Here is an 18,137-nt window from a genome sequence, read left to right on the forward strand (position 1 = left end):
CGTGTGGTCCTGATCGGCGACGGCGGTCACCGCTCACCTCTCCTTCTGCAGTACGGACAGCGCGGCGATGAGTTCGGCCTGCGGCTCGGGGTGGACGTCGAGCGCGTCGAGGGGGGCGAGGCGCCGCTCGCGTTCGGTGTGCAGCACGCGGTCGACGTGCTCGGCGAGCAGCCGCCCACCGCGGTCACGCAGCCGTAGCGCCCCGTGCGCCCCGAGCCGCTCCGCGAGCCCCTCGCCCGCGGCCCGGGCCCGACGCCCGCCGAGCAGCGCGGTGGCGACCAGCGCGGCGATCACCTCGGGATCGGGGGCCTGGCCGCGGTCGAGGTCGCGGATCTCTTCCTCGGCGTACTCCTCCAGCTCGCGCCTCCAGCGCCGTACGGCCAGGCCGATACGGTGTTCGGCGCTCTCCAGCTCGGGACCGCGGGACTGGAGCTCCGGCGCGGCGGAGGCGGGTTCACGGCGCCAGGCGTCGTCGATGCGTTCGTCGGCGGCGGTGACGGCGCACAGCAGCAGGGCGCTGAGGCTGTCCACGAGTGCGTCGAGGAGCTCCGCTGCGGTGCAGTCGAGGGGGAAGGCCCGCCACCGCTTGAGCGCGCCCCCGGCGAGGACGGCGCCGGACTGGAGCCGGCCACGCACACGCGTGTGCTCGCTGTCGTAGGCGGCGTCGACGGCTGCGGTCAGCCGCAGCGCGGCCGCGTACTGCGCGGCGGCGGCACCGGCCAGCTCGGGCATCCGGGCCTTGAGGGAGTCAAGGACGCCGTACGCGGTACGGGCCATGGTGTGCTGCCGTGCGGCGGGGTCCTGGACCTGGTGGACGAGCCAGGCGCGCAGCTGGGCCACAGCGGTGGCGGGCAGCAGGCCGCCGCCCCAGGCCGACTCGGGCAGCTCGGGCACGGTGAAGCGGGGAACGTCACCGAGGCCGGCCTTGGTGAGCAGGGCGCCGTACTGCCGGGAGACCTCGGAGACGACCTGGTGGGGCACCCGGTCGAGGACGGTCACAAGGGTGGCCTTGTACTCCTTGGCGGTGCGCAGCATGTGCCAAGGCACGGCGTCGGCGTAGCGGGCGGCCGTGGTGACCATGATCCAGATGTCGGCCGCGCAGATCAGTTCGGCGGCGAGGACCCGGTTGTCGGCGACGAGGGAGTCGATGTCGGGGGCGTCCAGCAGGGCGAGGCCGGGCGGCAGGGTGTCGGCGGTCTCGATGCGCAGCACGCGCGTGGGGTGCTCACCGGGCAGCAGCAGGTCGTCGCCCGGCTCCTGGTGGGGCACCCACACGCGTGTGAGGTCGGGCAGGACACGCATGCCGCTGAACCAGTGATGGTCCTCCGGATGGCACACCAGCACGGGCGTACGGGTCGTCGGCCGGAGCACGCCGGCCTCACTGACGCGCCGCCCCACGAGGGAGTTGACGAGGGTCGACTTGCCGGCGCCGGTCGACCCGCCCACGACGGCCAGCAGCGGCGCCTCGGGGTCTCTGAGCCTGGGCACCAGGTAGTCGTCGAGCTGGGCGAGCAGTTCGTCGCGGTTGGCACGCGCGCGTGGCGCCCCCGCCAGGGGCAGCGGAAAGCGTGCGGCAGCGACACGGTCGCGCAGGGCGGAGAGTGCGTCGAGCAGTTGAGGCCGTACGTCCAAGGTCACCACATGCGAAGAATGCCCAATTTTAGGGGAATTCTGAAGCATATAGGCATCTCTGCGCGCCGACAGGACAGAAGGGGCAGACGGGACGACCAGGACAGCGGGCCAGGTCAGGCATAACGAGTGCACAACACCCGTGGTTCAAGCTGCAAAAACCGCTGCACGATTCGTAACTGCCTGCGATTATCAGGACCGCTTCACCGAACCTCCACATCGAGCCACGGAGGCGAGGCGACAGGGACATGGATCGCGGAGCCCTATCCTTGTCCCCGGCGACATCGGGGAAAGCTCACACCCGGGCCCCCCGACACCAGGCCACCACACCGGCCCCCGTAGCTCAGTGGATAGAGCAGGCGCCTTCTAAGCGCTTGGCCGCAGGTTCGAGTCCTGCCGGGGGCGCAAGCTTCCGCCCTCCCTTTGGGAGGGCATTTTTGCTGGTCAGACAGGGTGAAGCTCGACACACGCGAGCCCCGGAGGCCCCCTCGATGATCAAGGGCAGACTCAGGGGCTGTCCGGCTGTCACCGGGTTTTCGCGGGTGGCCGTGTCGAATACGTGTCGAAGTTCTCAGCCGAGGCCAGGTGCCTCCGGCAGGTCGCCCGCGGCTTCCAGGCGCCGCTTGAGATCCGGCAGCTGCCCGTCGATGCATCGGGCGTACGTGGCCAGAAGGACGGCCACGCTGTTCCCGGCCCACTCCGCCACCTGGGCGGGCGGAATCCCGTCGTTGAGCCACTTCGTCAGGCGCGTGTTCCGGTTGTCCTAGACGCGCCGGCCGGTAGGCGACTCGACGACGTGCGGGGGCAGCACGGCCTTACGGGCACTGCGCCACGCCCGACGGATGACGGAACCGGTGAAGATGCCGCCACCCTCCCCCTGGAAGAGCAGGTCACCCGGCTGGAGCTGTTCGTCCTGGATGTGCTGCCGCAGGATGCGCGTGAGGGCCGGATGCCCCGGGACAGTCCGGGTCTCGCCCTCCGCACGCCCCTTCAGGTCGCGTCGCTCGTGGATCTCCCCCGTGTCGGTCCACTGCTTCCCGACCTCCGGGGTCGCCGTGTGGATCAGCAGCTCGCACCACTGGTCGTTGGCGTCGGGCGCGGGCAGGGTCACGTCCTCCACCCGCATGGCCACGGCTTCCTCGGGCCGGGGACCGCAGTAGTACAGGGTGGCGAAGAAGGCGTGAAGTCGCTTACCGCCACGCGGCCGGCTCCGTATCCAGCCGAGCATCGCGGCCGCCTGCTCGGGGTTCAGCAACGATCGCTTGTCGACGGCGTTCGAGGTCTTCACTGCAGCCGTCGACTCCTTCCCCTTGGGTAGGGGGTTGGCCCGCAGGATGCGCCGCCGGACGGCGTACTTCATGGCGACGTTGAGAATCCGGCGATTGCGCTTCCGCGACCAGGCCGCCGCCTGCTTGCCGTCCAGCCGGGTGTCGATGGCGCGCAGAACGTCGTCGACCTTCTCGGGGTCCTCCCAGACCGAGACGGGCAGGGAGTTCCGCTCGACCCACCGGAGGATGGCCACCACGTCCCGCGGCGCGTCCTGGCGGCGATTGGTATTGAAGGCCCACTCCCGCAGAGCGGTGCGCATGGCCGCCGGTTCGAACTGGGTCGGCTTGGCCTTCAACAGGGCGATAGTGGTCGCGGTCAGGGTCTTGGCCATGTTCTTACGGCTGTTGCCACCGAGCTGGGCCCAGCGGGCGTCCACGTACTCGACCGCGAACTTGTACCAGCTCATGGCCGCCGCCTTGGAGCGGTGGGACACCGGAAGCCCCGTGGCGACGACGAACGCCTCGCCCTTGCCCGTCGCCCGGATGAGTTCGGAGCGGAAGCCTTCGGCGAGCGCGACCGTGTCGAAGGGCTCACGCCAGCGCTTCCCCGCGACGACCGACCGCACGGTGTACGTGGTCTTCCGCGCACCCTTATAGGTGAGGATCTTGTAGACCTTGACGTCATACGTCGTCTCCATCAGGCGGCGTCCTCACGGTCGTCGAGCCAGTGTTCGAGGTCGCTCCGCCGGACCCGGAGGTCACCGTTCGGGAGCTTGATGCAACGCGGCGCACGGCGCTTGGCCCGCCAGTCGTAGAAGGTCGAGCGGGAGATGGCCAGTTCCTCGCAGACCTCCGCGAGGGTGAGCATGCTGCGTGGCCGGACTGCCGTGGTCATTCGGTGCTCCCTTCGCTCAGGAGGGCTTCGCGGGCGGTCTCACGGTTGGTCTGGACGCCGCGGGCGATGGTCGCGGCGAGAGCGGCCTCACCCGGTGTGTGGCCGTGTCCGGCGTACTGCCAGTCCGTCAGGACGAGGACGGTGTCCGGCTCGCTGTCGACCAGCCCGAGGGCTTCGCGCTCCTGGGCGGCCCGGTAGTCGGCACGCTCCTGGCGGAGGGCGCCGAGGGTGGTGGAGTACGTACGCGACTTCGACGAGAAGTGCCCGCGGAAGCCGAGCATGTGCGCCCAGGCCCAGAGGCGCCGGTCCGGGTAGAGGCTGTCCAGGTCGCGGCAGGCCGTGATGAGCCGGCGGGTGTGGTCGGGGACCTGGTGGCGGTCGAGTTCGGCGAGTTCGCCGATGCGGCGGTCCAGGGTCCCGGTGTTCTCGGCGGCCTTGGTGGCGTACTTGGCCACGTACGAGGCGACGGCCTGTTCCGTGATGTCGGAGCCGTCACCGAAGGCTCTGACTGGGCGGATGTCGAGTTGACGGCCCCAGCGGAAGGTGCGGGCGGGTTGGTCACCGGCAGCCGGGACCGAGACGGACGTGTACGAGTGCGCTGCTGCGGCGCGTAAGGCATCCGTGAGGAGGTCGAGGGTGGCCCAGGCAGGCGGTGGCGTCCCGGGCCCCTCCGGGCCGTCCAGGCGTACGACGGCATGGAAGTGCAGGGCCCCGCGCTTCTGGAACTCGGCGACCTTGCCGTACGAGACGCGAAGGTGCTCGGCGAGTTCCCGGCGGGTCAGGCCGGCGCGGGCGGCGAGTTCGCGGCGGAGCCGGGTGGTGAAGCGCTGCCAGAGCTGCCCGGCGTGGTTGTTGAACAGCACGACGCCCGCGTAGTCGTAGGTGTCCGGGTCGAGGGCGGTGCCCAGTTCGGGGGCGTCGGGCGCATGCTGAGTGCCGCAGCGGCAGGTGCCGCGATCGGGTCGGTTGTGGACCGGGCCGAACGACGGAGCCGTGAGCGTGGCGAAGACGCGCGGGTGATCGCGGACGGTGGCGGGGACGTCGCGGCGGTCGTCCCCGGCCAGACCGGCGCGGATGAGGTGGTACGTGTCGCCCGCGTAGGTCCAGGCGCGGGCCGGGCAGCGAGAGGCCCGCCGGTTGCCGCAGGCGAGGCGGAGGCGTCCGCCGGGCTCGTGCGCGGTGGAGTAGTGGTGCAGGGTCTCGCCGCTGGTCTTGTCCTTGTGGAGGACCCAGCCCGTGAGGTGGATCGGGTCGGAGCAGCCACCGGTGCGGCGGATCTGGTCCTCCCATCGGGCGTAGTCGGAGGCCGAGGCGACTCGGAGCACGTCGCCGAGGGTGATCGGGTCGAGCAAGGTGTCTGGCGTGGGCGCACTCGGTGTCGCGGATGAGGCGCGGTAGGCCATGCTGGGGGTTCCTTCCGGTTGCGAGATCGGACGGGGACGGCGCCCGGGCGGCGGATGCTTGGCGGTATCGAGGCCGCCCGGGCCGGTCAGCGTCGCTTGGCGTCCGCGTTGACGAGCGAGCGGATCACCAGGGCGCAGATGGCGACCGAGACGCCGCTGACGGCGACGGCCAGCAGCATCGAGACGAGGACGGCGCCGAGGACCAGGACGACGGCGGTGCCGCCGCCGACGAGGGCGAGGGCGGTGCCGGGGGTGAGCTGGACCGTGGGCCGGGACGGCGCTTCAGGCGTCGCAGTGGCCGGCGGGGGCGCGGCGTTCGGCGTGATGGTGGTCGGCTCGACGACGGCAGGCGGAGTGGTGAGGCCCGTCGGTGTCGGCATTGTGGGGATCTTCGGACGGAACATCGGAGTCTCCTATCTCGGGCTACTTGACGACGGTGTCGATCGCGGGAGCCAGGACGCTGTCGGCGAGGAGGAAGCCGCCGAGGAGCAGTACGGCGATGAGCCAGGCGGGCGGGCGGATGAGCTTGACGCCCAGGTAGCCGACGACGAGCAGCGCGAGCCAGAGCGGTACCTGCATGGCGGTGCCTCCTAGCGGACGCGGCAGCGGTGCGTACGGGCGGCGAGCTGGGCGGCGGACTGGCTGGTGTAGTCGGCTGACCAGCCGCAGCCGTCCGAGATGCACACGGCGGCGTGCCTGGTCTGGCCCCGGCGGTCGCGGTGAGTGCCGATCTGCACCGGGCCGATGCGCATCACGGAGTGGAAGTGGTCGCGGGCGGGCATGGCCGGTTCTCCTTCCTGGTCAGGTGAGCTGGGCGGCGATGGCGTCGGCCAGGTGGGGCGGGACGCCGAGGCGGGCCCGGAGGGTGTCGGTGTCGATCGGTGAGCCGGTGCGGATGCGGTATTCGTCGGCGACCTTGCGGGCGTGGTCGACGAGGACGGGAGGAACCGCGGGGGCCGGGGCCGGAAGGGCCGGTGCCTCGTCGGCCGCGGGGACAGGCGGCTCCGGTTCGGGCTGCGGAGCCGGGTCGCGCTCGGATGCGGACTCGGGCTCGGGCGCCAGCGGTTCCAGCTGCGCCTGATGCTTGGCGGAGTGGGCGAGGAGCGTGCCGCCGAGGAAGGCGAGCGCGGGCCATCCGGCGATGCCCAAGCGGAGCAGAGCGGGCGGGTCGGCCAGGTCGAGGAACCCGGCGGTGGCGACGTTGGCGCCGAGTGAGGCGAACAGGGCGATGAGGAACCAGGACCAGGCGAGCCGGGAGGGTCCCTCACTGCGGAGCCGTCGCCAGGCGGCGACCAGCAGCAGGTCGACACTGACCGGGTAGGCCCAGGCCTTCCAGCCGTCCTGTCCGGCAGCGGCGGCAAGGTCGTGAAGGTGGGCGAAGGACAGGGCTCCGGCGATGACGGCCTGGACCAGGACGGCGTCGACGCGCAGACCGGCGCGGGTAGCCATCAGGAGCCCTCGGTGGCGGTGTTAGGCGGCTCGGGCAGCGAGGCGGCCAGCGAGGGGCTGACAGCTTCGACGAATTCGAGGTCCGCGCCGTTCATGTCGGCATACAGAGCGAGTTGACCGAGGAGGAGTACGGTGCGAGCGAAGTCCTCGCAGTCGGGGCACATGGCGGCCGTTCTCCCTTCATCAGGCATCGCAGGGGTACGGACTTGGCGCGAAGGTGGTCACGCCGACCGGGGAGGTGCGGAAGGTCAGGCCGTGACGGCGGCTGTCTTGGACAGCGGCACGGGGGCTGAGGCAGTGCCGGTCAGCGCGGGGCGGAAGGGTGCCAGTTCGGGCAGTTCCGGGGTGCGGTCGGCGTGCCGGTTGCAGATGTTGACGGCCTGGCGGAGCGTGGTGTGCGGGGCGCGGATGCGGTGCCAGCCACCGGTCGAGTCACCGGCGACGGCGACGCCGCGCAGCTCGGCGGGAATCTGAATGGCAGCCAGGACGGCATCCGGGGAGATATCCCCGAAGGCCATGTTCGCCGAGGTCTCGTCGTTGACGCGGTGGGCGGTGCGGCCGGTGAGCTGGGCGCGGAGCATGGTGATGCCCTTGCCGAGCTCGGAGCCGAAGCGCTGTCCGCAGATTTCGAGGTAGATGCCGGCCGCGCGGCCGAGCTGGGCGAGCCGGGCCAAGGCGGTGATGATGCGGTCGCGCCGCTTCTCTTCTTCCTTGTCGGCGAAGAGGGCGAGTTCGGCGACCTCGTCGACCAGGACGACGATGGGGGTCGGGCGGACGTGGTCGGGCAGGTCCCAGATATCGGCGGCGATCTCGGCGTCCGGGACGTCGGCGGTGATGCGCTGCTCGGCGCGGATGAGTTGATAGACGCTCTTCATGCGGTTCACGAGCGCGTCGAGGAGTTCGGCGACCGTGTCGGGGTCGTCGGCGAGGGCGGAGAACCGGCGGGCCAGCGGAAACAGCTCCACACCCTCCTTGCAGTCGATGCCGACAAGGGCGACGTCCATCGGGGCGAGCCCGGCAACGAGGTTGCGCTGGTAGACGGACTTGCCGGACTCGGTGGCCCCGAGGGTGAGCGCGTGGGGTATCGCCCGGTAGTCGCGGTAGTGGACCGAGCCGTCTTCGCGCAGAGCGACCGGGACCCGCATCGGCCGGGTGTCGGTCCTGGAGGGCATCTGCACCCGCTTGAGCACGTCGTAACCGGTCATCCTCAGCTCGACCACACCCGAGCGCAGCTCACGGGATGTGACGCCGTACATCGAGAAGGAGTGGCGGAGCCGGTCGGAGGCAGCGGCGAAGTCGAACGCGTCCTGTCCGGGCCGGAGTTTGAGCCGTAGGACCAGCCCTGTGCGGGTGGGCCGTAACCGCAGGATGCGCGGAGGTCGCGCCTCGGGCACCGGCCGGTTAGCCATCCGGGCGAAAGCGAGGCGCCAGCGCGAGGGCGGGACGGTCAGCCCGCAGGCGTCCATGACCGAGGTGTACCGGATGAGGACGCGCAGCGCAGCCAGGATGACCCCGAAGGTCAGCCAGTACCAGGTGGGGCGCCGCCACCGCAGGAGTCCCGCAGTGGCGACGACCAGCACAAGCGCGACCGTGAAGGCGGTCATGATCAAGCCGCCTTCGCGGCGGTGTCGACGAGCGAGGTCACGGCGACCGCGCGGAAGGCGATGCCGTGCCGCTTCTGGCCGTTGAACTCGTTCTCCCAGGGCCGGGCGATGAGGCCGGTGAGGGCCACGGGGGTGCCCATGCCCAGCTCACCGGAGATGCCGGTCTCCGGGACGGTGATGGAAAGGATCTCGACCTCATCGTTCGCCGCGAACATGACGTCGACCGTCATGAGCTTGGCGCCGGTGTCGGCGTCCGTGGCGATCTCACCGGTGCGACGGTCGCGGACCTTCGGCTGCGGGGTCTTGGCGACCATCACGGTGGCGGCGGCGGTGTCGACGGGGATCTGACGCATGGCAAAGCACTCCTCTACAGGGGTTGGACTCCGTCACTCCGTCACTTATGTACATGAGTAACATGAAGAAGAGTGCATGACTCCTATACATGAGTCAACCCGTCGCGAATACGAAGTCACGACGGGCTGCGGGGAGTTGAGGGAACGTCAGTCCTCGGCGGGGATGCGGTACTCGAAAACGAACTGGTCAGCGGCCATGAGCGTGTCGCAGACCTCGACCACACGCCCCTCGGTCGTACGAGCCTCACGGATCAGATGAACCACCGGCGAACCAGGGCTGAGCGCGAGCTCCGACGCCTCCGCCTTGGAGGCCGGCCGTGCCTGCAACGTCTCGACGAACTCGGCGAACTCGTGCCCGTGGTCCTCAAGTCGGGCGTAGATGCCACCGCCACCAGGGTTCTCGGCGAACAGCTCGGGGATCTCCTTCACCACGTCCCACGGGAGGTAGGAGGTGGCGGTCTCGACCGGAGTGCCGTTGCGGAAGTAGAGGCGGCGCCGAGCGAGAACCTGGGCGCCAGCATCAACGCCCAGCCGCCGGGCGGCATCCTCAGGGGCCTCCATCGGCCCGATGTACAGGACGCTGACCTTGGCGGTAGCGCCGGACTGCGCCGACTCGGCGAGGTAGGCAGCCTTGCCGCCACGCCGGAGCGAGCGACGGAAACGGTCGGAGGAACGGTGCCGCACCGGCGGCCGGTCCTTCACGATCGAGCCCTTACCGTGCCGGGTCTCGACGAGCCCACTCGCCCGCACCTCGACCATGGCCTTACGGATCGTGCCCCCGGACACCCCGTACCGGTCGACCAGCTCGGATTCACTCGGCACCATGTCCCCAGGCTTGAGGACACCAGCCCGGATCTGCTGCACGATCTCGTCGGCGATCTGGACGTACCGTGGCCCGGACCTGCCCCCGCCTGCCTCTGTTCCCATAGTCCTTCCCCGCCTCCTATGCTCCTGTATATGAGTACCCAGGAAGCAACTTTGCCGCCACTCCACTCCGTCTCCGTCGCCGGGGTCGTAGTGCGCGAGGACGGCCGCCTCCTGGCAATCCGCCGAGCCGACAACGGCACCTGGGAGCTCCCCGGCGGCGTACTCGAACTCACCGAAACCCCCGAGGCCGGCGTAGCCCGCGAGGTCCTGGAGGAGACGGGCATCCACGTCGAGGTGGACCAACTCACCGGCGTCTACAAGAACACGACCCGCGGCATCGTGGCCCTGGTCTTCCGCTGCAAGCCCTCCGGAGGCATCGAGCGCACGTCGAGCGAGTCGACGGCCGTGGAGTGGCTGACACCGGACGAGGTCAGCGAGCGCATGGCCGAGGTCTTCGCGATCAGGCTCTTGGACGCGTTGGACGGCAACGGCCCCCACGTACGAAGCCACGACGGCAGGCGCCTCATCCCAGCGGGATAAGACTTTCCCTACTTCATCAAGGCCCGCGCACGGCGCGGGCGCGCGCCGCCTCTTCGGCGCGGCCTGCCTCCTGTCTTCGCCCCGGCTGGCCGCGCCCGGCGGCGCGCTAGTGCAGCGTGCAGAGCGGGAAACGCACTATGGCTAGGGCCGGTCGGCTCCACGGCTTTAGCCACCTCCCCGGTCCGGGTCCCGCGTCGAGCAAGACCAGGGGGCCACTCGTGCACATTGCGGGCAGGTCCAAAGCCTGCCCGAGTTGCCAGCCAGCGTACGGCCCCCTGATCATGCTCGACCCCAGACCGGGCAGGCCACCGGCCAAACCCGTTCCGCCGCAGAGGCGACGGGAGCGACTAACTGTTCGAATTCTCGTAAAAGCGTGGCACACCCGGCAAGAGGCGTGGTAAAACGACAAGCGGACGAAGTCAGGGTGAATCTCGGGAGCCTTCTTTGATTCGGGAAATGAGACTTAAGAACTTCAAGGCATTTGAGTCGTTCTACATTTCTTTTCGAGATTCTTCGCTGCTCGTGGGGCCCAACAGCGCTGGGAAGAGTACGATTTTGACGGCGCTTCGACTGGCTGAGGCTTGTCTCAGGCTTGCAAAAAGGGTTCGGCCAAGCACATCCAACCCTCATCGCGGATCCTACTATCTGTCATATCCCGTGCCCACTCGCGATTTTGCGGCACTCAGTGAGAGCATTCGCCACAACTTCCGAGATCACGAAACGAGCATGGAGCTCGTCTGGAAGAACGGAAGTAGGATGAGGGCCGTATGGCCGGAGCGGCTCCCATTCGAAGATGAGCCGACTCCATTCTTCTATCTGCTCGATCCTGCGGGCAATTCCCCTCGCGCAATCGCACCAGTGAAGGCAAACTTCTCAACTATCGGCGTGGTTCCCACACTGTCCCCCCTGGAACACGAAGAGCCGATTTTGGAAGTGGAAACGGTCAAGAAAAACCTCAACACTCGCCTCAGCAGTCGCCACTTCAGAAACCAGCTGAGAATGCTCGACAATTCCGGCGAGTGGGACGACTTCATGCGTTTCGCGAGCCCTTGGCTGGCAGGCATTACCCTAAAGCGCCCTGTGACCAAGTACGACACCTCTAGCATCGACGTATTCTTCACCGAGGGGGCCAGTGGGTCAGAGAAGGAAATAGTATGGGCTGGTGATGGGGTACAGATCTGGCTTCAGCTGCTTCTGCACCTTTACCGAGCTGAGGATCTTCCGACGCTCGTCCTAGACGAACCCGAGGTTTTCCTGCATGCCGACCTCCAGAGGAGGTTGGTACGCCTCCTGGAATACATGGACTCTCAAGTCGTTCTCGCGACCCACTCGACAGAGGTGCTGACAGAGGCAGACCCGGAATCTATTGTCTGGGTAGACAAGACAAGGCGCCAAGCTGTACGGGCACCGAAAGACGAGAACTTGACGGGATTGCACTCGGCGCTAGGCAGCGTGTTCAACCTAGCCATGGCGAAGGCACTGAGAGCTAAGGGTGTGGTCTTCGTAGAAGGAAAGGATGTCAGGATCCTCAAGCTCGTTTCGAAGACCTTGGGTCTTGGCCGGATCTCAGAGGAGACCACTCTTGCCGTAGTTCCCATGAATGGCTACTCCAAGTGGGAACATGCGGAGGCTTTCGGATGGTTCCTTCGCGAATTTTTGGGCGAGTCCGTCAAAGCCCTAGTCCTACTGGACCGCGATTATCGAACTGAAACGCAAGTTACGGATGTAGAAAACCGCTTCGATAGCGCCATGGTGCAGGCACACGTTTGGAAGAGGAAGGAGTTGGAGAGCTACCTCATTATTCCCGAAACAATCGCACGACTATCCAAGTGCCCTGTCGCTGAGGTTGAGGACATTATCGAGACCGTTATGGGCAAGATGCAGAATAGGGTCACGTCGCGCCTTTTGGCGGAAAAGCTTGCATCGGAAAAGCGTACGGGCCGCGATGTTGCCGAGATCAACGAAGAGGGGTTGAACGACCTAAGCGAAGGATGGAAGCGGAGTGAATTTAGATACTCTGTCTGCCCTCCCAAAAAGGTGCTGGCTGGCCTAAATAAGGAGCTACAGAGGCGGAAGTATAAGGCCGTCTCCTTTGAGGCCGTCGCAAGAGCGGCTAAGCCTGAAGAGATCCCCGTCGAAATGAGTACATTCTTGCGAAAGATTGAATCCCTGGCCGATTAAGGCTGGCACTTTCCGCGTAATGTCAGACCTGCCACAGGTGCACCCCTCAAGCCCCCACGTGATCGAGGCTCGGGGCTCTGGGCGACACCTTCTCAAAACAGGGATCAGGCAGCGCACGAACGCCCTCCCGGGCCGTCCTCGGGCCGTGGAAGGGCGCTCAGCGATGACCAACGCCGACAACTGCCGACAGCTCGGCAGCAGGCCAGGGCGTTGATCGGTTAGGCGGCCGCAGGTCACGGCCGCCCGTGATCAGTTGTGGCTGTACTGAGTGAAACGTCTGCGGTCAGGCCATGGCCGGATCGCTCCCTTGTGTCCCGTTCGTGTGCGTGTCACACAGTTGAAAGGCGGGTGATCGGGTGGAGGGGGCGCTTCATGGCCGTGTCGGGTCGCGATCCGGTAGATCCGTCGGGCTGGGCGGTTGAGCGGTTCGGGCGGCATGCCGGCGCGCTCGCCGCTGCGGTTCCGCTGCAGTTGGCCAGGGCCCACGCTAAGGCTCACGCGGCGCACATAGCGGCTGGGCTGAAGAAGCGGAGCCCCTATGGAGTCGCCCTTGCCGGGGCTGTGCGTGAGGGCCTGGCCGACGCGGCGCGGGAGCTGGGGGAATCCGTGCGAGACGTGCGCGGGTACGAGTATGCGGTGATCAACGATCACGCGCTCTTCCCCTTCAGATATGCAGACAAGCCGAGGCCCCTTGACCGCGCCCGGTTGCCTGCCAACGCGTCGCCCACCCGGCAGCGGCTGTTCCGGGCTCACGGGCCGCAGCCTCCGGACGGGCTGTTCGAGGTCGACGCCGGCCTGGCGACGGAGGAGTACCTGGGACTGCACGAGGCGTTCGAGGAGCTGGGGGCCTCCACGAGGCTCGTCTGCGTGTTCTTCACCGCCGACGCGGAGAACGGCATCCACGTCATTCACTGGGGAGAAGCCCACCTCGAACCGGACCGCACCTTCACGTGGCTCCACAAGGAGCAGCTCCCAGTCGCCCCCATGCCGCTTGAGTGACCGGTGTCGGTGCGGCGCAGCGGGGGAAATGCCGGCGCACGCTCAGGGTCTCGTCGCTAGGCTCGGGCTCGTGAGCGAAGACGCCCGTCTCATAGCGAACCACCGAGTCCACGTCGTACCCGTTGTCCTGGCTCTGGCCAATCCGCCATGGCAGCAGACCGTTTGGCTCAATCCTTCGGTGTTCGAGAATCTGGACCACGTCTTCCACACGCTCTTCGATGACTTCTGCGACGCCGACGAGCCTGAGCGATACCTCGGAGTCAGCCTGAGAAGTGAGGAAGAGGTCGCTCTCATGCGTGAGCTGGGCACCGCTCTCAACGCCGCGGCGGCCGAGGCACCCAACGACACCGACGCGGAGTATCTACGGGCATCCTCATGGCCAACGGTCGTAGCGGTCGCGGGTCGTCTCGCTCAGGTCATGGTCGCGAACGATCTGAAGGAACTAGCTGCGCTGCAGCACGCCGATCCGACACCCCAACGTGAACCGCAGCAGTGAGTGTCTAACTGCGTGACAACGCGGACAGACAGCGGCGGACGAGCACGGACACTCACAGACTGTCGCAGCAGGTCAGATGAGCACTGGCCCGAGGTCGGCGGCCGGCGCGGGTTGCTTCGGGACGAAGAGGTCAACACCGCTGCCCTGTCGTCGAGTAGTCGCCCGCCTTTTCGGCCAGCGAAGTCGCAGCTCAGGCCCCAGATCACCCAGCTTCCCTGAAGCGGTGGTGTTCGCGGGCCTGACCGTACGCCCGAGCATGGCCATCACGCGTTGCAAGACCGTTCAACTGACCCAGATGCCCCCGGGTGAGAGGCGGCGAGCAAGGCGCCGGCCGGCAGCGCTTACGGGAGCCGACCAGGACACATCCGCAGCCTTGCATCCAAAGTCGGTGGCGAGTGCCTTCACGAGCGTGGCGCCAATGCCGCGGTGCCGGTAAGCGTCTGCCACCCAAATGAGGATGATTCGAGGACGCAGGGTGGCGTCCTCTACTCCGTACTTGGACCCGTCGACCAAATCCCAATGACGGTGCTCGTTCGTGTCGTGAGCGGCCACGTAGCCGACGATGCGCTCGTCCGCTTTCAGCAGATACGCGCGATAGCTGTCCGAAGTCGCCTCGGGTTCGCCCATGTGGGACCACGACGGGAAGTCGTAGTTGCCCTCCTTCTGCGGCATGCGCGCCACCTGATAGACCAACTTCCGCCACGAAATGGGTGACTGCGTGGTGACCACTGCCAGATCACCCCACCAGCTGAGGCCTTTCGGCACCCGAACGCCTAGCGCCCAACTCGCATGGTGTACACGGTGGACGCTGTCGTCCCCCACGTCTTGAAGACGCATGCCGCACGGGCACTCGCCACCACTCTCTGATGCCAACTGCTGAAAATGAACTGGGATCGCACCGCGGCTCAGGTCCTCGTCACTGTCTCCCACCCAAGGCCGGAAGGGGGCATCCTCCGATTCGATGTAACCGGTCCAGCGGTCTACCCATCCCGGATACTGTTCGGGGAACATCTCTCGGATCTGCTTCTGAGCCGCGGGCAATGTGGGGCGAATCCACACGCTGCCAGCCGTCGCTCGGCCGTTGAGGCGCAAACCGCACTTAGCAGCCTTGGCGCGGAGAAACTTCAGGAACACCCCGGGGGGTGATTCGAAGTCCACCCCGCGGATCAGCTCTCGCTCACCGGGGGACAGCCACTCATCGATGGGTAATGCGAGCCGATCGGCGAGTGCGTGCAGTCCGCTGTAGTCGTGTTCGAGTTCAGCTGCCCGCAACGCTACGACCGTAGCCTCGACGTCTCGAAAACGAGCAAATAAATCGATCCAGCGAGGGCCTCTCCCGAAGTAGAAGGCGCCCCGGTAGCCGTCATACCGAATGCAGTCCATTGCCGCATTGCGCGCCTTGTCGACCGCCTCTATGTAGTCCGCGGGTAGATCTGGTTCGCCGCCCCGCGCGGCATCGGCATCGACGTAACTATCTCGGTCGAGCTGGACAGTGGCGAACCAGCGTGAGGCCCGAATCCGGATCTTCCTGGTGTCTCGACTGCTCGGATCTGCGACAAGGTGGATAGTCCGCTCGGTCATGCGCTCTGCTCCATGGCTATAGCCGGATCGTTCAGACTGATCATTCCCGTCACTGCCCGCTTCGGGAAGAGCTCGAGGCAAGGGGAGCCAAGACAGAGGCTGGAGCGATCCCCTCATAGATCAGACCGGGCCGGCGCCAGGGCTGATGGGCAGGGTGTGCCTGGTGACGGAGGTCGTAGGAGCGCCGACGGCATGCGCCAGGACTTGGCGCTGACCGTCCCCGTGAACACCGAAGGTCCGCCTTAGATCCTCAAGTTCTCCTCAGAACCTCGATCTTCTGATCGTCGCGGGCCTGCTCTGCCCGTAGTGTCCAAGTGCTCGATCGCCACGGGGGCGGTCCACCAGAAGAGGTGTCACATGGGCATCAGCTCACGGCGCGTGACCGGCGCCGCGACTGTAATGCTTCTCTGCTTAGCGACTGCGGGTACTGCCGTCGCTGACGAGACCCAGTCGGACGGTACGGCGCCTGACAGCACAGCGCCGGACAGCATGGCAATATCTGCCGACCAAACGACGGACATCAACGACAGACAAGGCTGGGAAGACACCGACGATCAGCCGCTCGGTGAGAAGACGGCGACCATGTGTGACAGGCCGGAGACGTGGTACACAATCACGTCGAAGAAGAAAGTCCACGTTCCATCCTGGTGGAACGGCACTGAGTACATGGACGGCCCTGGCGGCTCCATGACCGTGTCTGTGACCAAGAGTGGCACCATTACCGGCGAAGTCTCGGGCACCGGTGAGTGGTCGGCCGGGGCGATCATCGCGAAGGCCAAGGTCACGGTCAGCGTCAAGATTGCTGCCAGCGTGACTGTCGCGGTCGGTCACACCTACTCACACGACATCAAGCCGAACAAGTACGGCCACCTGCGGTACGGTTCGTGGGGCTACAAGCTGACCTGGAAGAAGTGGCGTTCCAGCAGCGGCAGCAACTGCAGTACCGTCGAGATCGGCCACGGATCAGCGACATTGCCCACGTCCGCAACCGGTTGGAAGTATTGGGAAACCTCCTGATGACGAACGTGAGCCCGAGGGGCTGGCTCGTCGGATGCGCTATGGCAGCGTCGGCATTGCTGCTGGTCTCGTGCACCGCCGGAAATGGTGACGGCGATGCCGCCAAAACACCGTCTTCACCGCCCACAGCGAGCGCATCACAGGCCCCGAACAAGGCGCAGGAGAAGAAGCTCACCGATCAGGCACAGGCGGCCCTCGCCGCCGTTCACAGCGGGACGATGGTCGAGGCCGGCGCGGAGCGCGTGGCCGACGGCATCCACACCGAGCCCAGTCTGAGCCACGGCAAGGCTTACAAGCTCAACCTGGTCTGCGTCGGAAGCGGCAACGCGCAATTGACATTTACACCGGCGAGCACCGGGCTGAAGGCCGAGGTGCCGTGCGATCGGTCGGTGGTGCAGCAACGGATTACTGCGCACAAGCTGCCGATACACATCGATGTCGAGGGCACAAAAGGATCTTCAGGTGTAATCGCCTGGCAGATCGACACCGTCTGATCGAAGCACTAGTGCGTAGAACGCTGTAGTACGACAAGCTCAGCAAACGACCACGACCGCCGCCGTCAAGGGCTATACAGCCGCCACCCACGGCCTCTGTTGACCGTTCTCTACAGAGCTACCGATCAGAAGCCAACGACAGCGACGGCATCAGGGATATCCGAAGCCAATGCTGTACACCGTCCTTTTCGGTGCGCGCACAGTTGGCTGGTCGGGACCGGCATGACAAACGGGGAGAGCGGCCCTGGGATCTCGCCCGGGCTTCTCTCCCCGGCGGAGTGGATCGTGCGTATGTCGCCAATCGTCGCCGAACGCAACTGAACTGTCAGGGACGATGAGGCTCGCTCACCGCCAGGAGGAGACCGCGGCTGGTTGCCACACGGAGCACGGCACCGAGAGCCCCGGTCAGCTCTTTCGCCAGCCGGCGCAGGTCTTCCGGGCCTGTGTCCTGGTCGTCGAGGGTCTCCGAGGCATGCTCCAGCAGTTCCGCTGCTGCTCCGAGCTGTACCGCCTCGATGTTGTCCGCCAGGCGGGACATGAAGCCGTCCCTGTCGTCGGTGCTCAGGTAGCAGGGCTTGCCCTCCGGTCCCGACCATGGGAGGAGGCGTAGGTCATTTGGTGCCGTCATGGTTGTGTCTGCCTCTCGTCCGGCAGGTGGTGGGTGGTGAAGACCGCTTCGACCCGGTCTCCCGGGAACACCAGAAGCGCGGCCTCAACCACTCGCCCGGTGGAGTCGGTCGCCACACGGGTGATCGCGAGGACTGGCGCGGCTGAGTGCGTACGGAGGGTCGATGCTTCGTCCGGTGTCGGTGGGCGGGCGCATGCCGTCTCCTGGACAGCCGCCGACGGCGGGCCGAGGAATGCGAATCTCCCTGCTGCTTCCCGGCGTGATGACTCATCGTCGAGCACTCCGGCCGGCGCCAGGTCGCGCGGGGTGTAGATGCGTGCCAGGCCGTGGGGGGAATCTCCCGCGTAGGCGACGCAGCGGAGTTCGGCGAGAGGGCTGCCCATAGGCACCTTCAGCAGCGTCGTCAGGTGTCCGTGTGCCTGAAGCGTGGTGCTGTGGACGGTGACGCGTAGGGCCGCTTCAGCGGTCGTCCATGGGTCCAGCGTCCCCCAGCCGCCGACGTACACGATCTTCCGAAGTGGGCGGCGAGCGAAGTTGCCCTTCCCGTGGATCTTCTCGACGAGGCCCTCTCCCTGGAGGACTACGAGGGCACGCCGCAGGGTCACTGTGCTGACCTTGTAGCGGTCGGCGAGGGCTGTCTCGGATGGGAGGCGTTCGCCGGGCTGGATGTGGCCGTTTGTGATCTGCTGCCGGAGGTCGTTGGCGATGTCGTGATGTCGAGGAGACACGGCCG

22 protein-coding genes and 1 tRNA gene are annotated in these 18,137 nt (G+C 66.8%); 7 read left to right on the plus strand and 16 right to left on the minus strand.

Translation table 11 applies throughout. From position 1 onward, the window contains the following. Positions 1–33: 33 nt before the first annotated feature. Positions 34–1,641: a dynamin family protein gene (locus ACIGXJ_RS04900; RefSeq protein WP_399641651.1), complete on the minus strand. Its 1,608-nt coding sequence runs from the start codon at positions 1,639–1,641 to the stop codon at positions 34–36. Positions 1,642–1,961: 320 nt separating this feature from the next. Here ACIGXJ_RS04900 and ACIGXJ_RS04905 point away from each other — a divergent pair. Further along, positions 1,962–2,034, plus strand: a tRNA-Arg gene (locus ACIGXJ_RS04905). Between the two features lie 166 nt (positions 2,035–2,200). Here the strand turns inward: ACIGXJ_RS04905 and ACIGXJ_RS04910 are convergent. From ACIGXJ_RS04910 to ACIGXJ_RS04965, 12 genes are all read right to left on the minus strand, one after another. Further along, positions 2,201–2,311: an integrase gene (locus tag ACIGXJ_RS04910; RefSeq protein ID WP_399641652.1), complete on the minus strand. Its 111-nt coding sequence runs from the start codon at positions 2,309–2,311 to the stop codon at positions 2,201–2,203. Between the two features lie 81 nt (positions 2,312–2,392). Beyond that, complete coding sequence (locus ACIGXJ_RS04915) at positions 2,393–3,595, minus strand: tyrosine-type recombinase/integrase (protein WP_399641654.1); 1,203 nt, start codon at positions 3,593–3,595, stop codon at positions 2,393–2,395. After that, positions 3,595–3,792 carry a helix-turn-helix transcriptional regulator gene (locus ACIGXJ_RS04920; RefSeq protein WP_392274722.1) on the minus strand — a complete coding sequence of 66 codons (198 nt, stop codon included), beginning with the start codon at positions 3,790–3,792 and terminating at the stop codon, positions 3,595–3,597. Before ACIGXJ_RS04920 ends, ACIGXJ_RS04915 begins: the two co-directional genes overlap by 1 nt. After that, positions 3,789–5,195: a replication initiator protein RepSA gene (gene repSA / locus ACIGXJ_RS04925; RefSeq protein ID WP_399641656.1), complete on the minus strand. Its 1,407-nt coding sequence runs from the start codon at positions 5,193–5,195 to the stop codon at positions 3,789–3,791. Before repSA ends, ACIGXJ_RS04920 begins: the two co-directional genes overlap by 4 nt. An 86-nt stretch (positions 5,196–5,281) precedes the next feature. After that, complete coding sequence (locus tag ACIGXJ_RS04930; protein WP_399641658.1) at positions 5,282–5,599, minus strand: SpdD-like protein; 318 nt, start codon at positions 5,597–5,599, stop codon at positions 5,282–5,284. Positions 5,600–5,618: 19 nt separating this feature from the next. Continuing rightward, positions 5,619–5,774, minus strand: a complete 156-nt coding sequence (locus tag ACIGXJ_RS04935) for a hypothetical protein (RefSeq protein WP_261681695.1) — start codon at positions 5,772–5,774, stop codon at positions 5,619–5,621. A gap of 11 nt (positions 5,775–5,785) precedes the next feature. Next, positions 5,786–5,977 (minus strand): mobile element transfer protein, encoded by a 192-nt coding sequence (locus ACIGXJ_RS04940; RefSeq protein ID WP_399641660.1) that lies wholly within the window; start codon positions 5,975–5,977, stop codon positions 5,786–5,788. A 19-nt stretch (positions 5,978–5,996) separates the two neighbouring features. Then, positions 5,997–6,644 (minus strand): DUF2637 domain-containing protein, encoded by a 648-nt coding sequence (locus ACIGXJ_RS04945; RefSeq protein WP_399641661.1) that lies wholly within the window; start codon positions 6,642–6,644, stop codon positions 5,997–5,999. Then, entirely contained in the window at positions 6,644–6,808 is a 165-nt protein-coding gene (locus tag ACIGXJ_RS04950) for a hypothetical protein (RefSeq protein ID WP_399641663.1), read from the minus strand. The genes ACIGXJ_RS04945 and ACIGXJ_RS04950 overlap by 1 nt, the downstream gene beginning before the upstream one ends. A gap of 84 nt (positions 6,809–6,892) precedes the next feature. Next, the gene (locus ACIGXJ_RS04955; RefSeq protein WP_399641665.1) at positions 6,893–8,248 is read right to left on the minus strand and encodes an FtsK/SpoIIIE domain-containing protein; all 1,356 of its coding nucleotides are present in this window, start codon (positions 8,246–8,248) and stop codon (positions 6,893–6,895) included. A 2-nt stretch (positions 8,249–8,250) separates the two neighbouring features. Continuing rightward, on the minus strand, positions 8,251–8,601 hold the full coding sequence (locus ACIGXJ_RS04960; RefSeq protein ID WP_399641667.1) for a hypothetical protein: 351 nt from the start codon (positions 8,599–8,601) through the stop codon (positions 8,251–8,253). A gap of 147 nt (positions 8,602–8,748) precedes the next feature. Next, positions 8,749–9,528, minus strand: coding sequence for a GntR family transcriptional regulator (locus ACIGXJ_RS04965; protein ID WP_399641669.1), 780 nt, complete (start codon positions 9,526–9,528; stop codon positions 8,749–8,751). Between the two features lie 18 nt (positions 9,529–9,546). Between ACIGXJ_RS04965 and ACIGXJ_RS04970 the strand changes: the two genes are divergently transcribed. From ACIGXJ_RS04970 to ACIGXJ_RS04985, 4 genes are all read left to right on the plus strand, one after another. After that, positions 9,547–10,008, plus strand: a complete 462-nt coding sequence (locus tag ACIGXJ_RS04970; RefSeq protein WP_399641671.1) for an NUDIX hydrolase — start codon at positions 9,547–9,549, stop codon at positions 10,006–10,008. 456 nt (positions 10,009–10,464) lie between these two features. Then, positions 10,465–12,189, plus strand: coding sequence for an ATP-dependent nuclease (locus ACIGXJ_RS04975; RefSeq protein ID WP_399641673.1), 1,725 nt, complete (start codon positions 10,465–10,467; stop codon positions 12,187–12,189). Positions 12,190–12,561: 372 nt separating this feature from the next. Next, on the plus strand, positions 12,562–13,188 hold the full coding sequence (locus tag ACIGXJ_RS04980) for a hypothetical protein (protein WP_399641675.1): 627 nt from the start codon (positions 12,562–12,564) through the stop codon (positions 13,186–13,188). A gap of 70 nt (positions 13,189–13,258) precedes the next feature. Then, positions 13,259–13,684 (plus strand): hypothetical protein, encoded by a 426-nt coding sequence (locus ACIGXJ_RS04985; RefSeq protein ID WP_399641676.1) that lies wholly within the window; start codon positions 13,259–13,261, stop codon positions 13,682–13,684. A 282-nt stretch (positions 13,685–13,966) separates the two neighbouring features. Here the strand turns inward: ACIGXJ_RS04985 and ACIGXJ_RS04990 are convergent, their stop codons facing one another. Further along, positions 13,967–15,265: a GNAT family N-acetyltransferase gene (locus ACIGXJ_RS04990; protein WP_399641678.1), complete on the minus strand. Its 1,299-nt coding sequence runs from the start codon at positions 15,263–15,265 to the stop codon at positions 13,967–13,969. 357 nt (positions 15,266–15,622) lie between these two features. On the opposite strand from ACIGXJ_RS04990, the gene ACIGXJ_RS04995 reads away from it, so the two are divergent. Together ACIGXJ_RS04995 and ACIGXJ_RS05000 are read left to right on the plus strand one after the other, a co-directional pair. Continuing rightward, a complete protein-coding gene (locus tag ACIGXJ_RS04995; protein ID WP_399641680.1) occupies positions 15,623–16,282 on the plus strand; it encodes a hypothetical protein in 660 nt (219 codons plus the stop codon). After that, positions 16,282–16,776, plus strand: coding sequence for a hypothetical protein (locus tag ACIGXJ_RS05000; RefSeq protein ID WP_399641681.1), 495 nt, complete (start codon positions 16,282–16,284; stop codon positions 16,774–16,776). Before ACIGXJ_RS04995 ends, ACIGXJ_RS05000 begins: the two co-directional genes overlap by 1 nt. Positions 16,777–17,101: 325 nt before the next feature. On the opposite strand, the gene ACIGXJ_RS05005 is transcribed toward ACIGXJ_RS05000, so the two are convergent. Then, positions 17,102–17,404, minus strand: coding sequence for a hypothetical protein (locus ACIGXJ_RS05005; RefSeq protein ID WP_399641683.1), 303 nt, complete (start codon positions 17,402–17,404; stop codon positions 17,102–17,104). After that, positions 17,401–18,132 (minus strand): GntR family transcriptional regulator, encoded by a 732-nt coding sequence (locus ACIGXJ_RS05010; protein WP_399641684.1) that lies wholly within the window; start codon positions 18,130–18,132, stop codon positions 17,401–17,403. Before ACIGXJ_RS05010 ends, ACIGXJ_RS05005 begins: the two co-directional genes overlap by 4 nt. Positions 18,133–18,137 lie beyond the last annotated feature (5 nt).

Origin of the sequence: Streptomyces sp. NPDC053367, assembly GCF_044545925.1 — a bacterium.
GTDB lineage: Bacteria > Actinomycetota > Actinomycetes > Streptomycetales > Streptomycetaceae > Streptomyces.

What these genes read in the sequence shown, in the direction of transcription:
- ACIGXJ_RS05000 (WP_399641681.1), top strand. Translation starts at nt 16,282, where the DNA reads ATGACGAACGTGAGCCCGAGGGGCTGGCTCGTCGGATGCGCTATGGCA.
- ACIGXJ_RS04920 (WP_392274722.1), bottom strand. Translation starts at nt 3,792, where the DNA reads ATGACCACGGCAGTCCGGCCACGCAGCATGCTCACCCTCGCGGAGGTC.
- ACIGXJ_RS04945 (WP_399641661.1), bottom strand. Translation starts at nt 6,644, where the DNA reads ATGGCTACCCGCGCCGGTCTGCGCGTCGACGCCGTCCTGGTCCAGGCC.
- ACIGXJ_RS04955 (WP_399641665.1), bottom strand. Translation starts at nt 8,248, where the DNA reads ATGACCGCCTTCACGGTCGCGCTTGTGCTGGTCGTCGCCACTGCGGGA.
- ACIGXJ_RS04965 (WP_399641669.1), bottom strand. Translation starts at nt 9,528, where the DNA reads ATGGGAACAGAGGCAGGCGGGGGCAGGTCCGGGCCACGGTACGTCCAG.
- repSA (WP_399641656.1), bottom strand. Translation starts at nt 5,195, where the DNA reads ATGGCCTACCGCGCCTCATCCGCGACACCGAGTGCGCCCACGCCAGAC.
- ACIGXJ_RS04990 (WP_399641678.1), bottom strand. Translation starts at nt 15,265, where the DNA reads ATGACCGAGCGGACTATCCACCTTGTCGCAGATCCGAGCAGTCGAGAC.
- ACIGXJ_RS04960 (WP_399641667.1), bottom strand. Translation starts at nt 8,601, where the DNA reads ATGCGTCAGATCCCCGTCGACACCGCCGCCGCCACCGTGATGGTCGCC.
- ACIGXJ_RS04915 (WP_399641654.1), bottom strand. Translation starts at nt 3,595, where the DNA reads ATGGAGACGACGTATGACGTCAAGGTCTACAAGATCCTCACCTATAAG.
- ACIGXJ_RS05005 (WP_399641683.1), bottom strand. Translation starts at nt 17,404, where the DNA reads ATGACGGCACCAAATGACCTACGCCTCCTCCCATGGTCGGGACCGGAG.
- ACIGXJ_RS04995 (WP_399641680.1), top strand. Translation starts at nt 15,623, where the DNA reads ATGGGCATCAGCTCACGGCGCGTGACCGGCGCCGCGACTGTAATGCTT.
- ACIGXJ_RS04930 (WP_399641658.1), bottom strand. Translation starts at nt 5,599, where the DNA reads ATGTTCCGTCCGAAGATCCCCACAATGCCGACACCGACGGGCCTCACC.
- ACIGXJ_RS04940 (WP_399641660.1), bottom strand. Translation starts at nt 5,977, where the DNA reads ATGCCCGCCCGCGACCACTTCCACTCCGTGATGCGCATCGGCCCGGTG.
- ACIGXJ_RS04980 (WP_399641675.1), top strand. Translation starts at nt 12,562, where the DNA reads ATGGCCGTGTCGGGTCGCGATCCGGTAGATCCGTCGGGCTGGGCGGTT.
- ACIGXJ_RS04975 (WP_399641673.1), top strand. Translation starts at nt 10,465, where the DNA reads ATGAGACTTAAGAACTTCAAGGCATTTGAGTCGTTCTACATTTCTTTT.
- ACIGXJ_RS04950 (WP_399641663.1), bottom strand. Translation starts at nt 6,808, where the DNA reads ATGTGCCCCGACTGCGAGGACTTCGCTCGCACCGTACTCCTCCTCGGT.
- ACIGXJ_RS04970 (WP_399641671.1), top strand. Translation starts at nt 9,547, where the DNA reads ATGCTCCTGTATATGAGTACCCAGGAAGCAACTTTGCCGCCACTCCAC.
- ACIGXJ_RS04935 (WP_261681695.1), bottom strand. Translation starts at nt 5,774, where the DNA reads ATGCAGGTACCGCTCTGGCTCGCGCTGCTCGTCGTCGGCTACCTGGGC.